The sequence below is a fragment of the Lysinibacillus pakistanensis genome, from assembly GCF_030123245.1.
In the GTDB taxonomy this organism is placed as follows: Bacteria; Bacillota; Bacilli; order Bacillales_A; family Planococcaceae; genus Lysinibacillus; species Lysinibacillus pakistanensis.
In genome coordinates, this window is sequence record NZ_CP126101.1 from 5,011,941 (window position 1) to 5,029,462 (window position 17,522).

At 34.4% G+C, this 17,522-nt stretch carries 15 protein-coding genes; 3 read left to right on the forward strand and 12 right to left on the reverse strand.

All coding sequences use genetic code 11. The features are described 5' to 3' along the window. Window positions 1-56: 56 nt before the first annotated feature. Together QNH24_RS24970 and QNH24_RS24975 are read right to left on the reverse strand one after the other, a co-directional pair. Window positions 57-701: a hypothetical protein gene (locus tag QNH24_RS24970; RefSeq protein WP_283870039.1), complete on the reverse strand. Its 645-nt coding sequence runs from the start codon at window positions 699-701 to the stop codon at window positions 57-59. 349 nt (window positions 702-1,050) lie between these two features. Next, complete coding sequence (locus tag QNH24_RS24975; RefSeq protein WP_283870040.1) at window positions 1,051-1,338, reverse strand: hypothetical protein; 288 nt, start codon at window positions 1,336-1,338, stop codon at window positions 1,051-1,053. Between the two features lie 668 nt (window positions 1,339-2,006). Between QNH24_RS24975 and QNH24_RS24980 the strand changes: the two genes are divergently transcribed. The 3 genes from QNH24_RS24980 (at window position 2,007) to QNH24_RS26370 (ending at window position 4,429) form a co-directional block, all read left to right on the forward strand. After that, window positions 2,007-2,732, forward strand: coding sequence for an ABC transporter ATP-binding protein (locus tag QNH24_RS24980; RefSeq protein WP_283870041.1), 726 nt, complete (start codon window positions 2,007-2,009; stop codon window positions 2,730-2,732). 72 nt (window positions 2,733-2,804) lie between these two features. Further along, the gene (locus QNH24_RS24985) at window positions 2,805-3,632 is read left to right on the forward strand and encodes an ABC transporter permease (protein WP_283870042.1); all 828 of its coding nucleotides are present in this window, start codon (window positions 2,805-2,807) and stop codon (window positions 3,630-3,632) included. 14 nt (window positions 3,633-3,646) lie between these two features. Next, window positions 3,647-4,429: an ABC transporter permease gene (locus QNH24_RS26370; RefSeq protein WP_353051138.1), complete on the forward strand. Its 783-nt coding sequence runs from the start codon at window positions 3,647-3,649 to the stop codon at window positions 4,427-4,429. Between the two features lie 154 nt (window positions 4,430-4,583). Here QNH24_RS26370 and QNH24_RS24990 read toward each other — a convergent pair whose 3' ends face one another. The 10 genes from QNH24_RS24990 to rocF all read right to left on the reverse strand — a co-directional run bounded on the left by QNH24_RS24990 (window position 4,584) and on the right by rocF (window position 17,407). Beyond that, entirely contained in the window at window positions 4,584-6,062 is a 1,479-nt protein-coding gene (locus QNH24_RS24990) for a HAMP domain-containing sensor histidine kinase (RefSeq protein WP_283870043.1), read from the reverse strand. Further along, window positions 6,050-6,727 (reverse strand): response regulator transcription factor, encoded by a 678-nt coding sequence (locus tag QNH24_RS24995; protein WP_283870044.1) that lies wholly within the window; start codon window positions 6,725-6,727, stop codon window positions 6,050-6,052. The genes QNH24_RS24990 and QNH24_RS24995 overlap by 13 nt, the downstream gene beginning before the upstream one ends. 1,462 nt (window positions 6,728-8,189) lie before the next feature. Continuing rightward, a complete protein-coding gene (gene glmS / locus QNH24_RS25000; RefSeq protein WP_283870045.1) occupies window positions 8,190-9,992 on the reverse strand; it encodes a glutamine--fructose-6-phosphate transaminase (isomerizing) in 1,803 nt (600 codons plus the stop codon). A gap of 788 nt (window positions 9,993-10,780) precedes the next feature. Next, window positions 10,781-11,302, reverse strand: coding sequence for a type 1 glutamine amidotransferase domain-containing protein (locus QNH24_RS25005; protein ID WP_283872945.1), 522 nt, complete (start codon window positions 11,300-11,302; stop codon window positions 10,781-10,783). Window positions 11,303-11,439: 137 nt separating this feature from the next. After that, on the reverse strand, window positions 11,440-12,792 hold the full coding sequence (glmM, locus tag QNH24_RS25010) for a phosphoglucosamine mutase (RefSeq protein WP_283870046.1): 1,353 nt from the start codon (window positions 12,790-12,792) through the stop codon (window positions 11,440-11,442). A gap of 324 nt (window positions 12,793-13,116) precedes the next feature. Then, entirely contained in the window at window positions 13,117-14,178 is a 1,062-nt protein-coding gene (locus QNH24_RS25015) for a CdaR family protein (protein ID WP_283870047.1), read from the reverse strand. Beyond that, the gene (gene cdaA / locus QNH24_RS25020) at window positions 14,171-15,007 is read right to left on the reverse strand and encodes a diadenylate cyclase CdaA (RefSeq protein WP_283870048.1); all 837 of its coding nucleotides are present in this window, start codon (window positions 15,005-15,007) and stop codon (window positions 14,171-14,173) included. Before cdaA ends, QNH24_RS25015 begins: the two co-directional genes overlap by 8 nt. Before the next feature lie 149 nt (window positions 15,008-15,156). Further along, a complete protein-coding gene (locus tag QNH24_RS25025; RefSeq protein ID WP_283870049.1) occupies window positions 15,157-15,783 on the reverse strand; it encodes a zf-HC2 domain-containing protein in 627 nt (208 codons plus the stop codon). 12 nt (window positions 15,784-15,795) lie between these two features. Then, window positions 15,796-16,359, reverse strand: coding sequence for an RNA polymerase sigma factor SigW (sigW, locus tag QNH24_RS25030; RefSeq protein ID WP_054771242.1), 564 nt, complete (start codon window positions 16,357-16,359; stop codon window positions 15,796-15,798). Between the two features lie 142 nt (window positions 16,360-16,501). Beyond that, complete coding sequence (gene rocF, locus QNH24_RS25035) at window positions 16,502-17,407, reverse strand: arginase (RefSeq protein WP_283870050.1); 906 nt, start codon at window positions 17,405-17,407, stop codon at window positions 16,502-16,504. Between the last annotated feature and the right edge of the window lie 115 nt (window positions 17,408-17,522).

Sequence of the window (17,522 nt, forward strand, 5' to 3'; positions counted from 1 at the left end):
AAAACAGCTCAATGATCTTCAAGTAAAGCGCCCCATTAATTGAAGAAATTATCTAATTAAAAATCTTTAATCCATTCATCATCTAAAATGACACCTTTTTCATCGATATAACTCATAGTAAATGAACCGTGTTGTAATTTATCTTCGCTTTTTAGAAAAGCTATGAATTCATTTAGGATTTTTTCGTCATCTTCACTCTTTTTACGAGTGACAGTAATACGAATAATCGGTGCAACATCAAACTCTTTATAACTTTTAGAATTAAGAGGGTCGATACCTAATTCTTGCCCGATATTATCATCGGTAAAGAAAACAAAGAAATCAGTTGTTTCTCCAAAATTCTCTTTAATAAAAGGGCGTATTTCACTTTCTAAGTCATCTGCCCATTTATCCGCAATGTAAGTGTCCACCATTTGTTTTGTTTCATCATCATAATAAACTAAAAATTCTGTATTCGTTTTCTTATCCTTGACCTTAGCAGCATATTCAAATTCAAAGTTCCCCATATTATCATACAGAGTGTCATATATCTCGAAGTTATCATTAAAATTATCTTCTAAATATTGTTCAGCTTGAATTCTTACTTCTTCTTCTTTATCTTTATCAGGTTTCATTTCTAATATAAAGGCAACTACAAGTATTCCAATTCCTAATAATATGACACCTAAAATGCCAAGAGCGATTTTAAGATATTTATTCAAAACATCTCCTCCTTTATTGAATACTACGGCTGGGAGAGGAAGGTCGATAAACTATGGTGCCTTGAGCCCTTCCGTTAGTCTGACTCCAACGACCACGGTGTATCACTGACTGTCGCTCCCTAATCGCCACGCGAATGGCAGAACAAATCCTAGCTGAAATCGGAACTGATGTAGAAAAGCAATTTCCCAGTGCAGCACATTCTAACAATACTTAACGGTAAATCGTGGGAAAGGTTTCAAATATAAACACTAACCGAATTTCATTAACCTGTATTATTCAACAATATGGCCCTTGAATGCAAATAGACGCATTCCTTATTAGAGAAATGCGCCCGATTGTGGAATAACTTTATCTACCATATGAAGTCCAAATTCTATACATTTTTTTACCGTCTACCTCAATCTTATCTCTATGCATTGTAACATGTACATTCGTGTATTCCGCCCATTGTGGTATTAGTTCCGTTAAACAATCCATTACCTTTACATCAGGAGTTGCATAACCGATATTTTCTTTTCTCAAAAAGCCATTTGAGAAATCTTGATATAATGAGTCCGTCCATTCATAAACTTCAAACTGAGAATCAAAAATCCGCTCATCTTCTTGATATTGTCCGTTTACCCAGTATATTTCCATAACAATGCCTCCCCCTAATTAAATGCAGCGTTCAATAACACTATGTCCTATAAAGACAAAGACACTTTCCTAGTTTTCCGAGAAAGCGCCCGATTGTTGAACATCACATTAGTCTATTGAATAGTATCATTGTACTGTGCAGTAGTGGTTAAACAAAATAAGAATCATAAATCATTTCAAACTCCCCCTAAATTTTCATAACATTAGGATCATTTTAGGTGTAGACTATGTTCCCACATACCATATGTGTGGAGTGTATGTGGCAACACATGGGTGCTGGTTGGGTTTAAGTAATTGGTTAGGTCCTACCATAGTAGAACCTAGTCTTTTTGTTTATCTTCAAACAGTTTTTTCTTCAACTAACGCATTCCGTTAGTTGAAGTGAAATGTTTCACAATATATTTTTTTCATGGATATACACTTCAATTTTCCAAAGGTTCATCATTACTATTCCGCATGATTATCTCGTTTCACCCACCACTTTCTTTTTTCTGAAATCCCCCTCCATTCCCTAAATAATACCAAACCGCCGTCATATCGGCTCCGCCCAAAAAAGAATTGCATATTGAGTATAGTTGTTAAAAAGTTGATATCTGTATGTTTTTATAGTTATAAGGAGATGTTCATTCTCAGTTAAACTAAAAAACTTTTGAAGGAGAGGGATTAAAATGAAAAGCATTATCGAAGTTCAAAATGTAAGTAAGACTTTAAATAAACGAAAGGTTATTCAAAATATGACGTTTAATATTATGAAAGGAGATATATGCGGCTTTATTGGTCCAAATGGGGCCGGTAAAACTACACTTATGAAAATGGCTACCGGACTAATAAAACCTAACGATGGGGAAATTTTAATAAATGGGATTGATGTTCAAAAGGATAGAGAAAAGGCACTGTCTGGGGTTGGAGCAATAATAGAAGTTCCAGTGTTTTTTGAATATATATCAGGAAGAAAGAATCTCAGAAATCTTGCTAGATTAAATAGTGGAATGGATCGTAAAGAACAGTTAAATAAAGTTGAAGAAGTATTAGAACTTGTTGGACTAAAAGATAGGGGCAATGATTTAGTAAAAAACTATTCTTTAGGAATGAAACAAAGGTTAGGTATTGCACAGTCATTACTTAATAATCCATCCATTGTTATTTTAGACGAACCTTCTAATGGACTAGACCCCGTTGGTATGAAAGATTTGCGTGAATTAATACTCAGTCTTGCAAAAAAATTCGAAATTACTTTTTTTATCTCTAGTCATCTTCTCGATGAGCTTCAAAAGATTTGTAATAAATATATATTTATTAAAGAAGGATGTATTAAATGGGTTGGGGATGCTGACTGCCTATTAATGGATAAAGAAAAAGATTTAGAAGAGATTTTTTTAGATTTTATGGCATAATTCCCGTTTTCATCGAAGAATAAGTTGAAAAATCCTGAAAGTTTAATAGATCTGAAACAAAGGATGGTTTTAATGTTTAAATCATTGTTTATATATGAATTTGAAAAGTTTTGGTTTAAAAAGATAAATGTGGTCTGTTTTATAGCGATACTTATAGTGAATTTTTTAGCACTGAAATTCGCTTTACAATCTAACAAAACAGCAGAAATGACAGATATAGTATTTAGTTCAAGTCTTAACTTTCACATAACTAGTTTACAAGAAATGCTTATAACTGCTTTTAACGCAATTGTCATAACTTTTTGTATTTTGAGTTTTCATGAGGAATATAGAAAAGGTTATCTAAGAATGACATTTACCAGAGGAATTTCAATAAGCAAGTTATATATAGCAAAGTCATTAGTAATGTGTCTAAATATATTTTTAATAATTTTAATCCATTGTATAGTCTCTTTACTTTTTGCTTTAATATTTCTTCCTAAAGCGAATGTTTCACCATTATTTTTTAAAGAAGGGCTATACAGCGTAATAGATGTCATTTTGTTTTCTATAAAATACTATATTTTGGCATATTTGAGCCTTTTGACTTTTGGAAGTATTATCGAGTTTTTATCAATTAAATGTAAATCAATAGCCGGTGTTTTGGGCCTAAGTCTAGGCTTTGTATTTCTTAATATTGTTTATATTGCTTACGTACCTATCGTATTTAAAAACTATGCGGATAGTGATCCTATAGTACTGAATTATAGTTCAATATCCACTATGTTTATCCAAGCAAAAGGAGCAGCATATTTTGCTGCTGGAATTACAGATGTTTTTTTATATAGTATGATTATCATTTTTCTAATTTTCAAATCTTTATCATATTTAGCTTTTACGAATAAACATTATTTAGAGTAATGGAGGACAGTTTTATGCTAAGAATTATTAAATCAGAATTCGGGAGAATGTTTTATAAAAAAAGCACAAAGATTATATACGCAATAACTATTTTATTTCCCATTTTAATCTTCTACTTTTTTCAACAGCGATGGGGTAACGACTATTATACAGTTGATGGCGTACAGTATTCATTAAATAATCTTAATTACCCAGTAACACAAATGCTCGAATTTAATGCGTTATTTATTTTCATTATTTTACCACTGTTTTTTAGCGAATCTTTAAGTTCCGAAATTGACTCTGGCGGGTACAAAATGATCCTACTCAGACCTTTCAAAAAATGGAAGCTATTAATTGGAAAATGGATTGCGTTAATGCTAACATATATGAGCATGCTTTTGTTTGTATTTCTTATTAATTCCCTGATAGGATACTTATTTATGCCTAATGTAAAATACACAAGTTATTATAATATCAATGAAAATTTATATCTTTTTGACTCGATCTTTTATAATCTAAAGTTCTATTCAATTATATTCATAGTACATCTATCTATTCTCCCTATAATTTCATTATTAAGCATCTTGTTTAAAAAAACATTTCTGTCCTTTTTTGGAAGCATAGCACTACTGGTTGGAGGTATTTATATATCCGTACCTTTACAAAATATTCTTTTTAATACACCAGATGTTGCTTACTCTATTATAGGAGGAACATACGAACTTATAAATATGTTGATATTTATATTCGTTACCTTTTTAATATTCGGTGTATCTTTATGGATGTGGAACAAACGAATAGGTAGTATTGTATAAAGAGCCTACCTTTGTTTCCGTAGTGTCGGGGAGCCAGTATTTCTAAGTACTTTCAATATCGTTAATAGTTCCATCCTCTAATAATGCCAAACACCCCTAATTTTATCGATATTGGGGTGTTTGTTAATAAAAAAGCGTCAAATATTTTAATCTATTAATTATAGGTATATGGAGTTTGTATTTTAGTTTTATGCATTAATGATTGTGGCAAGAAAATTTCGATACTCGCACCACCCATACCATTATTAAAGCCTTTAATCTTTCCATTGTGTTTTTCTACAATGAGCTTACAAATATAGAGACCTAGCCCCGAACTATTGATAGACTTAACTCCTTCATCACCTTTATAATCTTTATTGAATATGTATTCAAGCTCCTTTTCATTAAACCCGTTTCCAGTATCAGAAATTTTAAAAGATATGCCTGCTTCTTCTTTCTTTATTTCAAATTTTATTTCACCATTATTAGTAAATTTAATCGAATTTGAAATAATATTTTCAAATACTTCATTCATTCTTATAGGATCAAAGCTGAACGTATCTTCTTCATGAATAGATGATACGATTTTAAACGAAATATTTTCCTTTGAACAAATTTGATCAAAGTTATCTTTTATTTTCTTTGTAAACTTACTTAAAGATACATCTTGAATAAACAATGAAAAATTGGTTCTTTCCAAGTCCCAAATCTCGTTTAACTGATTAATCATAACCCGTATTCTATCAGCATTATGAACTATAATGTCCATAGATTCTTTTTTTTGATTACTTGTTAAACTTTGTTCATAACTAGATATTAATTCTAAGTGGCCATTAATAATGGTTACTGGTGTTTTAATATTATGTGTTAAAGAGAGAATCATGTCTTTACGTTGTTCTTCCATCGTCCATTGTTTTTTTAATGAATCCTGGAGAGTTTTTCTCATATCTTCAAACGATTTTAATACTTGTCCTATTTCATTGTTGTAAGAGGTATTGATTGCAAAATCTAATCTACCGTGTTTAATTGTTTCACTGGCATTAATTAATTCTTTTAAAGGCTTATTAATGCCCCTAGCAAACAATAAAGAAAAGATAAATGCTGTGATAAAAGTGCAAAGTATCATTATCGGGAGAATTATAAACAGATTAAAAAAAGCTGTATAGCTTGTTTTATCAATTATCTTATTAATAAATTTCGAATTAAGAAACAACTTATTTTTATACTTTAATATAAAGGCACCCTCTATATTTTTACTGTGTAATGGTATATAAGAAATTATATGATTTTCATCTGTTACTATATTAATCTCCTTTGTAGGGCGATTTTGTATAATATTAGATAGTTCAATAGGCATGGAATTAGACGTGGAGGTGTAAGGTATATTATCGTCAGTTATAAAAAGCCAATAATCAAAGTCGTCTGGTATCCTACGTTTCAGTTCTTTTTGATAGTTCTGATTCAAAGCATTCTCAGCATTTAATTCAACATAATCCTTTATTTCGTTGACTTGTTTGAGATCATGAAATAAGAAAATACTAATTAAGAGAAGTATGATACTAAGGAAAGCAGCTAAGAAAGCACTTATTATGAAAAACAGAAGAAACTGCGTTTTTAACTTTAAATTTCTATTTAGGTATTTCAATCTTCCCATTTATATCCGACCCCCCATACTGTTTTTATATAACAGTTATCAAAGGATGTATTCGCGGAAATTTTAGAACGAATTCTTCTGATATGCTCAGTGATAGTATTAATATCACTATCGCTAGTATATCCCCATATTAATTCGAAGATTTTTTCTTTGGAAAACACTTGCCCTGGATGAGTAGATAGAAGTTCTATGATTTGATATTCTTTTTTAGTCAAGTCAATTAGTTGTTCGTTTATCTTAATACTCTTCGCTGAAATATCAACTTCAACTTCCCCTGATTTAATGAATGTTCTTTCATATTTTCTATCTAATTGTTTGATATGTACTTTTACCCTGAGCATCAGCTCTTTCAAAGAAAAAGGTTTGACTATATAATCAACTCCTCCTACCAAGAAACCCTTAACTCTTTCATGCTCGAGACCCTTTGCTGTTAAAAAAATAACCGGACAGGAGTTAACTTGTTTAATCTCTTCACAAATTGTGAAACCATCTATATCAGGAAGTCCAACATCTAATAATATGATGTCAAATTCCCCCTTAATTTTACCTAAAGCTTCTTTTCCATTTAAAGCATAGTCTACAATATATCCCTCTACTTCTAGAGCAGGCTTTAAGAAAGAAATAATGTCTTCATTATCATCTACGATAAGTATTTGTTCCCTCAATTAAAAAAACCCTCCCTTGTGTATCAATGAATGTGTAAACATTTTAAATTAGTATAGTGCAATACCCCCGATTCACTGGACCGGTAGATAAAGAACATTAATTTTATAAAAGTGTGTTAAGTTAGCTTGTTTAACAATATTTCACCTCTATGCCGAATAGCTTTAGAACTTAGCTTTGATCACAATAACACCTTGATTTTCGATTATCTTTAATGCTTTACTTGTTCTGGTGCCATTATCATTAATAAGATTCACAAGTATTATATAGGATGCCAATCAATTAGAATTTTTTCTGTTCGTCCATATGTACGAAAATAAGTATGTATCATTATTTTAAGATCTTGTCGAAAGGGCTTACCACCCCGAATTTAATTTCCGGTTTATTTATATTATACTACTTATTACCACCCATTGGTGCTTAATTAGGAGTAAGAAAATCCCCTTTGTTCAACTAACCTGCTTCGTTCAATAACTTCAACAAAAAAGAACGAATTTCACCATCGGAAATTCGTTCTTTTTCTTTATAGTAATTAATTCCAACCATGCAACAGCTTCACAATGAGTGGAGTGTATGAACACATTGGTGCTAGTGATTTAATTATATAGTTTGGGAGGTTTAAATCGTTGTAAAGTAATCTTTTATAAAAGATTGTAATCAACAATATGGCTCGATTGTGGAATAAGAAAAAAGCCTACATATCAACACAGGATTTTTAATCAAACTTAATTATAAATGATCAATCTTTATCTTAAATTATCAAACTTTTTCAAATGATCAAACTCTTTTATAAAACTACAATAATATTCATATTGGATAAATTTTAAGAATCACTATTAATACTAATGAAGCAGTCCTTTGTTATTTTCAATCCACTTTTCCATTTCTCTTTCTACCGTTCTATTTTGCCATTCAAACCAAATACCAGAACATTCACTACAATGACTGTCTACTCCTATTTTGTTATGAGTATCCTTACATGTAAATAAAGTTATTTTATGACAGCTAAAACAGTAGATTTCTTTCTCTTTATAAAATTTCATAACTAATTCCTTTCATTTTATTTATATTTATTTCCATTTTTAAATTAATCATTCAAAATATGTGATGGCTCAAAAAAATTCAAAAAAAAACGTCATTAAGGAATTTTTATCCTTAATGACATTAAACAAAATTACTTTTTCGATTTTTTTGTCTAATAAACTCCATGTTTACAAACCAATATTTTTATAACTGATAAAGTGACAATATTAATTATATTTTTTTGCAGGAATAATTAATTTTATTTCTTATGTATCATATTATAAAAAACAATCTAAAAAAAATTCAAACCTTGATACAGCAACAACTTCTCTGTATCAAGGTGTATTTTTAGTGTCACAATATCTTATATTTATATGTCAAATTTAATTATAAAAAGTGACAGCATAAGTTATAACTCACAATATTAAAAGACAAACAACCTTATTCCACTGTCACCGATTTAGCCAAGTTACGTGGTTTATCGACATCGCAACGGCGGTGTAATGCAGCATAGTAGCTAATTAACTGTAATGGCACCACAGAAACAAGTGGTGTTAGTAATTCATGGACATGGGGAATCACTAAGCGATCACCATCTTCATCAACGCCAGCCATCGCGATAATGCATGGATATGCGCCACGGGCTGTTACTTCTTTCACATTACCACGAATATTCAGCGCTACATCTTCTTGTGTAACAAGGGCGAATACTGGTGTACCTTCTTCGATTAAGGCAATTGTTCCGTGTTTAAGTTCACCACCAGCAAAGCCTTCTGCCTGGATGTAAGAAATTTCTTTTAGCTTTAGAGCACCTTCAAGACTTACATAGAAGTCAATATTACGACCGATGAAGAATGCGTTGCGTGCGATTTTTAAATAGTCTTCTGCGATATCTTCTAATACATCCTTAGAATCGATAATTGTTTGGATACCGTTTGCGGCAATTGCAAGCTCCTGTTTTAAATCGAATTCTAAGCCTGTGCCATTTGCCTTAGCCGTTACATAGGCTGCTACAGCAAGCACGGCTACTTGTGCTACATAAGCTTTTGTTGAGGCAACCGCAATTTCTGGCCCTGCATGTAATAACAATGTATGATCTGCTTCACGTGATAGTGTAGAGCCAGGTACGTTTGTAATCGTTAATGTTGGATAGCCGAGCTCTTTAATTTTTACAAGTACTTGACGGCTGTCTGCTGTTTCACCCGATTGTGTAATAAAGATAAACAATGGTCTTTCAGATAGTAGAGGCATATTGTAGCCGAATTCACTTGAAATATGCACTTCTACTGGGATACCCGCCATTTTCTCAAAATATTGCTTTCCGATTAGGCCTGCATGGTAGCTTGTGCCAGCTGCAATAATATACAGGCGATCTGCTGCTCTTAATGCTTTTAAAATATCTGCATCAATTGTTAATTCGCCATTCTCACCTTCATACGCTTGAATAATTTTGCGAATAACCGTAGGCTGTTCATCCATTTCTTTTAGCATGTAGTGAGGGTAAGTTCCTTTTTCAATATCGCTCATATCAAGCTCTGCTGTGTATGGTGCACGTTCTATTAATGAACCATCTAATTTTGTAATTTCCACACTAGCCTTGTGTACAATTACGACCTCTTTATCATGAAGCTCAATGTATTGATCTGTTACTTGTAGCATCGCCATTGCATCAGAAGCTACAACATTGAAGCCCTCACCAACTCCAACTAATAGAGGTGATTTATTTTTTGCTACAAAAATTGTATCTGCCGCTTCCGCATCTAATAGTGCAAGTGCATATGAACCATGTAATAAAGATAAAGTTTTACGGAATGCCTCAGCTGTCGTTAAGCCTTCTTTTACAAATAACTCTACTAATTGCACAATGACCTCTGTATCTGTATCAGATTTCATGGGAATGCCTTTTAAATAAGTTTTTTGTAATAAATGATAGTTTTCAATAACCCCATTATGCACAAGTGTAAAACGTCCTGATGCACTTTGATGAGGGTGAGCATTTAAACGATTTGGCACACCATGCGTTGCCCAACGTGTATGACCAATCCCAATTTTAGCTGTAATTTCTTCGTCCACGGCCTCACGTAAGTCAGCAATACGTCCTTTTTCTTTAAAAACCGTTACGCCTTCTTCATTACGTACAGCAATACCTGCTGAGTCATAGCCACGGTATTCTAATTTCTCTAAACCTTTTAATAGGATTTCCTTTGCATCCGATTCACCAATATAACCTACAATTCCACACATAAAATTCATTTCCTCCGATATCGTCAATTTCATGCAATGACAAATTAGACCCCAGCCTATCGAATTTTTATGAATGTAAAAGTAATACTTCTTTTTCTTAGAAAAAAAGCATACAACTACATGCACCTTACCACTACTTACTCAGCTGACTGAAAAGTAGCCAATCGATACGTGAAGTTTCTCTATTTATCTTTGCTTTCACTAATACCTTTTCCATTTTCTGTACATTCAATCACTCGAATGCTTTCAAAATGAAAAATGACAATCGGGTATGTCGATCGGGAGGCATCCGCCGAATTTTCGATAAACCTCCACCTCGTCTGCTGAAGATTTCTCCGTCCAATTTCCTCAGCTCAGGCGCTATAATTGTTTTCCGATTTAACGCTCTCTTTCCTCCTTCTGCGTTCGTTAAAGGATAAGGTCGGACCTTATCTTCAACTTCTCCATCATACTCAATCATATGCTATCCGTCAAATTATCGTTATAAAAATATCTCCCTTCACCCCTTTATATTGACAATAATGAGACAACTATTAAAAATTTACTAGTTAATCAGAGCAAGCTGTTGATTTAAATGAAAGCTTCCAGCAATAGTACGAAACTCATGACAATTCGGATTATGCATTGGCTGTTTAGTAAGGCATGGTGATGGATAAGACATATCTTTGTAGAGGATTGTTTTATTTTTTAATTGCGGGGATTGGTATTATTAAATGTCTGGAACTTAAAAATGAATATCAAAATAAGGAAATATTCATTTTTCCTTATTTTGATAGTTTACCTCTTTTTTATCGCCCTTTATGTTCAAGTAATTTCACAATTTCTCGGTTAAATGCTGGCAAGTCATCTGGTGTACGACTTGTGACTAATTGTTTCTGACAAACAAATACCTCCTCATCATGAAATTTAGCACCAGCATTTTCTATATCTACACGAATCGATTTATAGCCAGTTGCATCGCGGCCGTTTAAAGTCTTAGCCGTAATGAGTAATTGAGGTCCATGACAAATAGCAAACGTTGGCTTCATATCATCCATAAATTTCTTTACAAAAGCAACCACACGATCATCTGCACGTAATATATCGGGAGAAAATCCACCTGGAATAAACAGTGCATCAAACTCAGCAGCCTTCACCTCGTCAATTGCTTTATCTATTTGTACTTTCTTCCCATGCTTGCCCTGTACGTCTTTCCCAGACTTCGTATCAATTGTTACTAGTTCATGACCTGCTGCTTCCAACGCCTCTTTTGGACTTGTATATTCTATATCCTCGAACATATCAGTAATGACAGTAGCAATTTTAGCCATATTCATCAAACACTCCTTGTTTTTGTGATTCTGTACTAATATTCCCAATCCCATTACTTTCAAACATTCTATTTAGGTACGTATGTTTCATAGAAAAAACTCGATTTCCATTAAAGGAAATCGAGTTTGACTGATTCTTATTCTGTTAGACCCATTTCAGCGCGGACGACATCAGCAATGCGCTCTACATAACGTGAACAGTCTGCCTCTGTTGCAGCTTCCACCATTACGCGTACAAGTGGCTCTGTACCAGAAGGACGAACTAATACGCGGCCGTTGCCTGCCATTTCCGCTTCAACCTCAGCAATGACAGATGCAACCTTAGCATTCTCTGTTACTGCATGCTTGTCAGTTACACGAACATTTACTAAACGCTGAGGGAAAATTTTCATTTCAGATGCTAACTCAGATAGTTTTTTTCCAGTCGCTTTCATAATATTCACTAGCTGAATACCTGTTAGTAAGCCGTCACCCGTTGTATTATAGTCAAGGAAAACGATATGCCCTGACTGCTCGCCACCTAAGTTATATTCATTGGCACGCATTTCTTCCACAACATATCGATCACCAACTGCTGTTTGAACACTTTTCATACTATTGCTTTCTACAGCTTTGTAGAAGCCCATATTGCTCATTACCGTTGATACGATTGTTTGTTTTTTCAAGCGTCCCACTGCATTTAAATGCTTACCGATGATGAACATAATTTGATCACCATCTACAATTTTGCCATTTTCATCAACCGCGATCAGACGATCACCATCGCCATCGAATGCTAGGCCAACATCTGCATCTTTTTCAGTGACAAATTTAGCTAGTCCTTCTGGATGTGTAGATCCTACACCATCATTAATATTTAGACCTGTTGGTGAAGCACCCATTGTTGAAATATCCGCTTCCAGATCAGCAAATAAATGTGTAGCAAGGGAAGATGTAGCACCGTGTGCACAGTCTAATGCTACATGTATGCCATCAAACTCTTCATCTACAGTTTGTTTTAAGTATTGAATATATTTTTGTCCACCCTCGAAGTAGTCACTTACGGAACCTAAATCTGCCCCTATTGGACGTGGCAATGTATCTTCTTGTGCATCAAGTAATGCTTCAATTTCATCCTCTTGCGCATCTGTTAGTTTAAAACCATCTGGACCGAAAAATTTAATGCCATTATCTGCAACTGGGTTATGTGAAGCTGAAATCATGACGCCTGCATTTGCACTCAGAATTCTCGTAAGGTAAGCCACACCTGGAGTTGAAATAACTCCTAAACGCATCACCTCTACACCGATTGATAAAAGGCCAGCCACAAGTGCACCTTCTAGCATTTCACCTGAGATACGTGTATCACGACCAATTAAAACCTTGGGACGGTCAGTTGCATCCTTTGTTAAAATATAGCCCCCTACTCGGCCAAGTTTAAATGCGAATTCCGGTGTTAACTCACTGTTCGCGACACCACGGACGCCATCTGTTCCAAAATATTTACCCATTTTGATTATTCTCTCCTTCAATGCATGTCGGTGATCAGTTCATCCATGTGACAAAAAGATCGCCCATCTGCTTACTTTTGGAAAAGTCAATTTTCGTTTATTCACTGGTAACTATTAATTAAATTTCTATGCTTATTATCTGAATTTGAACAAGTCTCTATATTTTATAAGCAACTTCTAAAAATGCAAAGAATAAACATAGAGTATTTCGATTTAGCTTGAGTATCTATTATCGTTCGTGCTTTTTCTTATCCGAGAAAGAATACTCTACCGATAGAGAATGAATCTCTACTGAATCAAAATAAAATTATAGTCAGTTATTGTTTAAGAATCAATATCTTCTGTTTTCTCAGTAGGAGTATTTTCATCAGAAGGTGTGGTATTTGGTTCCTCAGTAGGAGGTGAAGGTGGAGGAGTAGAAGTTGTTGGTGTTGTTTTCTCCTGCTCTACCTTTGTAATATCTGCCTTTATTTTAATTTTTGAGTCAGATATTTTTGTCACGCCTTCGGGTAATTTTACATCATATTCATACGTTTTAGATTCTGTAATTTTTGACAAATCCACTTCTACAGGAATTCCATTTAAACTGTCTATAATTGATTTTCTTCCATACACTTTCACCATTTTTTGATTAAGTGTTAATTCATTAATGGTCACATCATCTGGCGCTTTTCCAATTTCCTTCATAACAACAGGGAGTTCCTTACTATATTCTGCTATATCAACTTTTACTTTCACAGTCTCTGGTTCTATTGTCACGTCTAATTTATTTAAATCACGATCTAACACTTTAACAGCTGCTACCTGAGAGAATGGTTCCGTTAAACCTTGCTCGCCTGTTACAGTAGCTTTGACATAACTAATGTTTTCAATTGCACTTTTTGCACCTGTAACATATACGGTTGCTGGCTTAGCAGTCATTCCTTTTAAGATAAATCCTTCTTCGATTAAACGATTATTCATCTCAGGGTCAACACGAAATTCCTGTGTGACCTTTTCTTCAATATTTACATTTACCATTGCTGGGTCTAAAGTAACCTGTAATTTATTAGAAATGTTTTCGTACTGCAGCCTAACATTATGCTTTCCTATTAGCAAGTTACTTAAATCCACAAATACCGAGAAATCTTTTGCTGCCTTTGCCTGTAAAACAAGTTGCATTGGGCCTTTTATTGTCACATCAACAGTTTTCGGCAGACCTGTAACAATAAGATTCTCATTGTCATAAAAAACATCGACAGGCACATCGCGAATTACATCTGTTTGCTCATTGGAGGTTGTTTTATTTGAAGAAGTTAGCTCCGTACGAACAGAGAAAAAGAGCAAACAGGCAAGAAATAGTGCGATGATTCGTAACACCCATGGACTATCCATCATTTTATCCATTCTTTTTCCCCCTCCAAGTCAACTTAGAGGCTGCATTTGATTCTTGTGCTGTTCCAAACCACATATTACGTAACAGTGTTTCAAATTCCTCTAGAGAAAGATTTCGGTGTAGATTGCCATTTAGTGTAATACTAATAGCACCAGTTTCTTCTGATACAACAATCGTTATCGCATCTGTCACTTCACTTAGACCAAGTGCGGCACGGTGGCGTGTCCCAAGCTCCTTTGAAATAAACGGACTTTCAGATAGTGGTAAGTAACAAGCTGCTGCAGTTACTTTATCCTTCTGTATAATAACGGCCCCATCATGAAGTGGTGTATTAGGTATGAAAATGTTAATAAGTAATTCAGAAGAGATTGCGGCATTTAGACCAATGCCTGTCTCAATATATTCATTTAAACCTGTTTCCTTTTCAATAGAAATTAACGCCCCTATACGTCGTTTTGCCATATAACTAACAGATTTTTTCATGGCCTCAATTAGCCTTGTTTGTTCTTCCTCGACCTGGCTGGTAGAGCGTTGGAATAGCTTACCTCGACCGATTTGTTCAAGACCACGTCTGATTTCCGGTTGGAAAATGATAATTATCGCTAAGAAACCAAACTCGATGACTTGATTGAGCATCCAGCCTAACGTTTCTAACCCTAAAAAGTCCGTAATGATGCGCGCAATAATTATTACGAAAATTCCTTTTAATAATTGGACAGCCTTCGTACCTTTAATGAGGGTTAAAATTTTATAAACAACGTACCAAACAAGCAGTACATCTAAGAAGTTAATAACAATATTCACAGGTGTTAAATCAGCGAAATGTTCGATAATTTGCACGTGGCATCCCCCACTTTTCATTGCGAATCCATACACATTTAAGTATAGCACATTCTTATCAAATGTAACTTTTTTCAAATGAAAAGTCTACTCATAAGAGTAGACCTTTCAGCCTCTCACGTGCACTATCTTTTAGGACGTATAGAGTGTTATTTAGTTTCTTCTTTATCCTCGAATGTCAAAGCGGTTTTTACTGAATTTTTGATTGTATACCATAACCATTCGAATGCTTCGTCAATTTCCTCAATTTTACCTGATACAACTGCCGAAGAAGCCATATACTGCCCGTTAATAACAGTGATATTGCCATCAACTTCACCCTCAACAATTAAATCACCATTTTTAACAACAATATCGCCTTTCACCACTTCTCCCTCAGGTACAATAACTGTCTGACCATCAACAACTAAGTTTGGCTGCTTGGTCACAGAGAAATGTTGGTCATCCATGAAGTTCCCAATTAAAGTTGCACTCATGAATAAGCAAAATACTGCTGCTGCCACAAATAATGGATGCCGGCGAATCCATTTTTGCATGCCTACACGACTTTTGGGTTTCGGTAAACGAGCCATCACAGATTCTTCAAAATGCGGAGGTGCTGTAATATGGGAAGCACTCTTCACAAAGGCGATTGTTTCACTCAATTCCTGCATCAATTGTTTACAATCACTACATGAATGCAAGTGTTGTTTTAACTCTTGCTCATGCTCACGACTAATGTCACCGTCTAAATAATCATGCATATAGTCTATAATATGCTCTGGACAAGTATTCATGACGCTCCCCTCCTACAGATTGTTTAATTGCTTACGTAATGCTTCACGTCCGCGGTGAATTCTCGTTTTCACCGTTCCAAGAGGCATATCTAAAATCTCGCTAATTTCTTGCAACGATAACTCTTCAATATATTTCAATACTATAACTGAACGATATTTATCTGGTAAACGTCCAATTTCATATTGAATGCGATCCTGTAGCTCCATTTGCTCTATTTGTTCCTCTGGTAGCTGGTCATCTGCTGCGATTTGCGAATACATATCAAGCCCTTCTGTACCAGCTACTTCTGCATCTAAATAATAATCCGGCTTTTTTTTCCGAATACGATCTATGCAGAGGTTAGTCGCAATGCGATAAAGCCACGTAGAAAATTTTCGTTTCTGATCAAAAGTATGCAAATTCATGTAGGCACGAACAAATGCTTCTTGAGCAATATCCTCAGATTCTTGTTTATTTCCTAACATCCTATAGCATACTTGGTACAGTTTGTGCTGATAGAGACTCACAATATCGGCAAATGCGTTTTGATCGCCTTTAAGCACTTGTTTTATTCTCTTATTTACTAACGCATCCATTGTGTTGACTTCTCCACCTTTACAACTGTCTTATACTATACGAGGTTCTGATAAGAAAAGTTTCAATTTATTTTTATTATTTTTAATTATAGCAAAAGATTTTTGTTCATTGTGGTGAAAGACAATTTTTTGTTAATTTTCTTTAAACTAGTGTTTCTCCGAATAAAGAACCCATTAAGGCAACAGCAACATTAGCTGTTGTGTTTTTTTCATCTAAAATCGGATTAACTTCAACAAATTCAGCGGATGTTAACATACCTGATTCTTGTAGCATTTCCATAGCTAAATGACTTTCACGATACGTAATTCCCCCTGGTACAGGTGTCCCAACTCCTGGTGTATACAGTGGGTCCAGACCATCTAAATCAAGGGATAAATGCAAGCCATCAACATTCCGTTCTTTTAAATAGGCAAGAGCATCTTCCATAACACGCGTCATACCAAGGCGATCAATTTCGTGCATTGTGTACACCTTAATCCCTTGCTGACGAATAAGCTCACGTTCTCCCGGGTCTACAGATCGAGCTCCGATAATAATAACATTCTCAGGTTTAATTTTTGGCGCAAAGTCGCGAATACGAACTAAGCGCTCATGACCAAGCCCAATGCTTACAGCTAAAGGCATACCATGTATATTGCCAGAAGGTGTTGTCTCAGGTGTATTTAAATCAGCATGTGCATCATACCAAATAACACCTAGGTTTTTATAATGCTCTCCAAGACCAGCAAGTGTACCAATAGCAATACTGTGATCTCCACCAAATACTAATGGGAACCTTTTTTGTTCTAATACTGCATGCACATTATTTGCTAAAGCTGTGCTAACTTCAATAACTTCCTCTAAATTAAGTAGTTTTTCATCTACAACGGCATTTTTAAGTGTTTGACTAACTCGAATATCCCCTAGATCTTGTACCTTATGACCAATTGCTTCTAAGCGTTCCACAACTCCCGCATAACGGATCGCACTGGGGCCCATGTCTACGCCTCTACGTGCTTGCCCATAATCAGTTGGAACCCCAATAATAGAAATATCAAATTTATTCATCTTTTTATACCTCCTTCTAGTTGTAAGGATATTGTAAAGCCTATATCTGCCTTGGCTCAACTGTACATTTTTTTGCATATTTATACATATATCTTGAACATAAAAAAATCTCCTA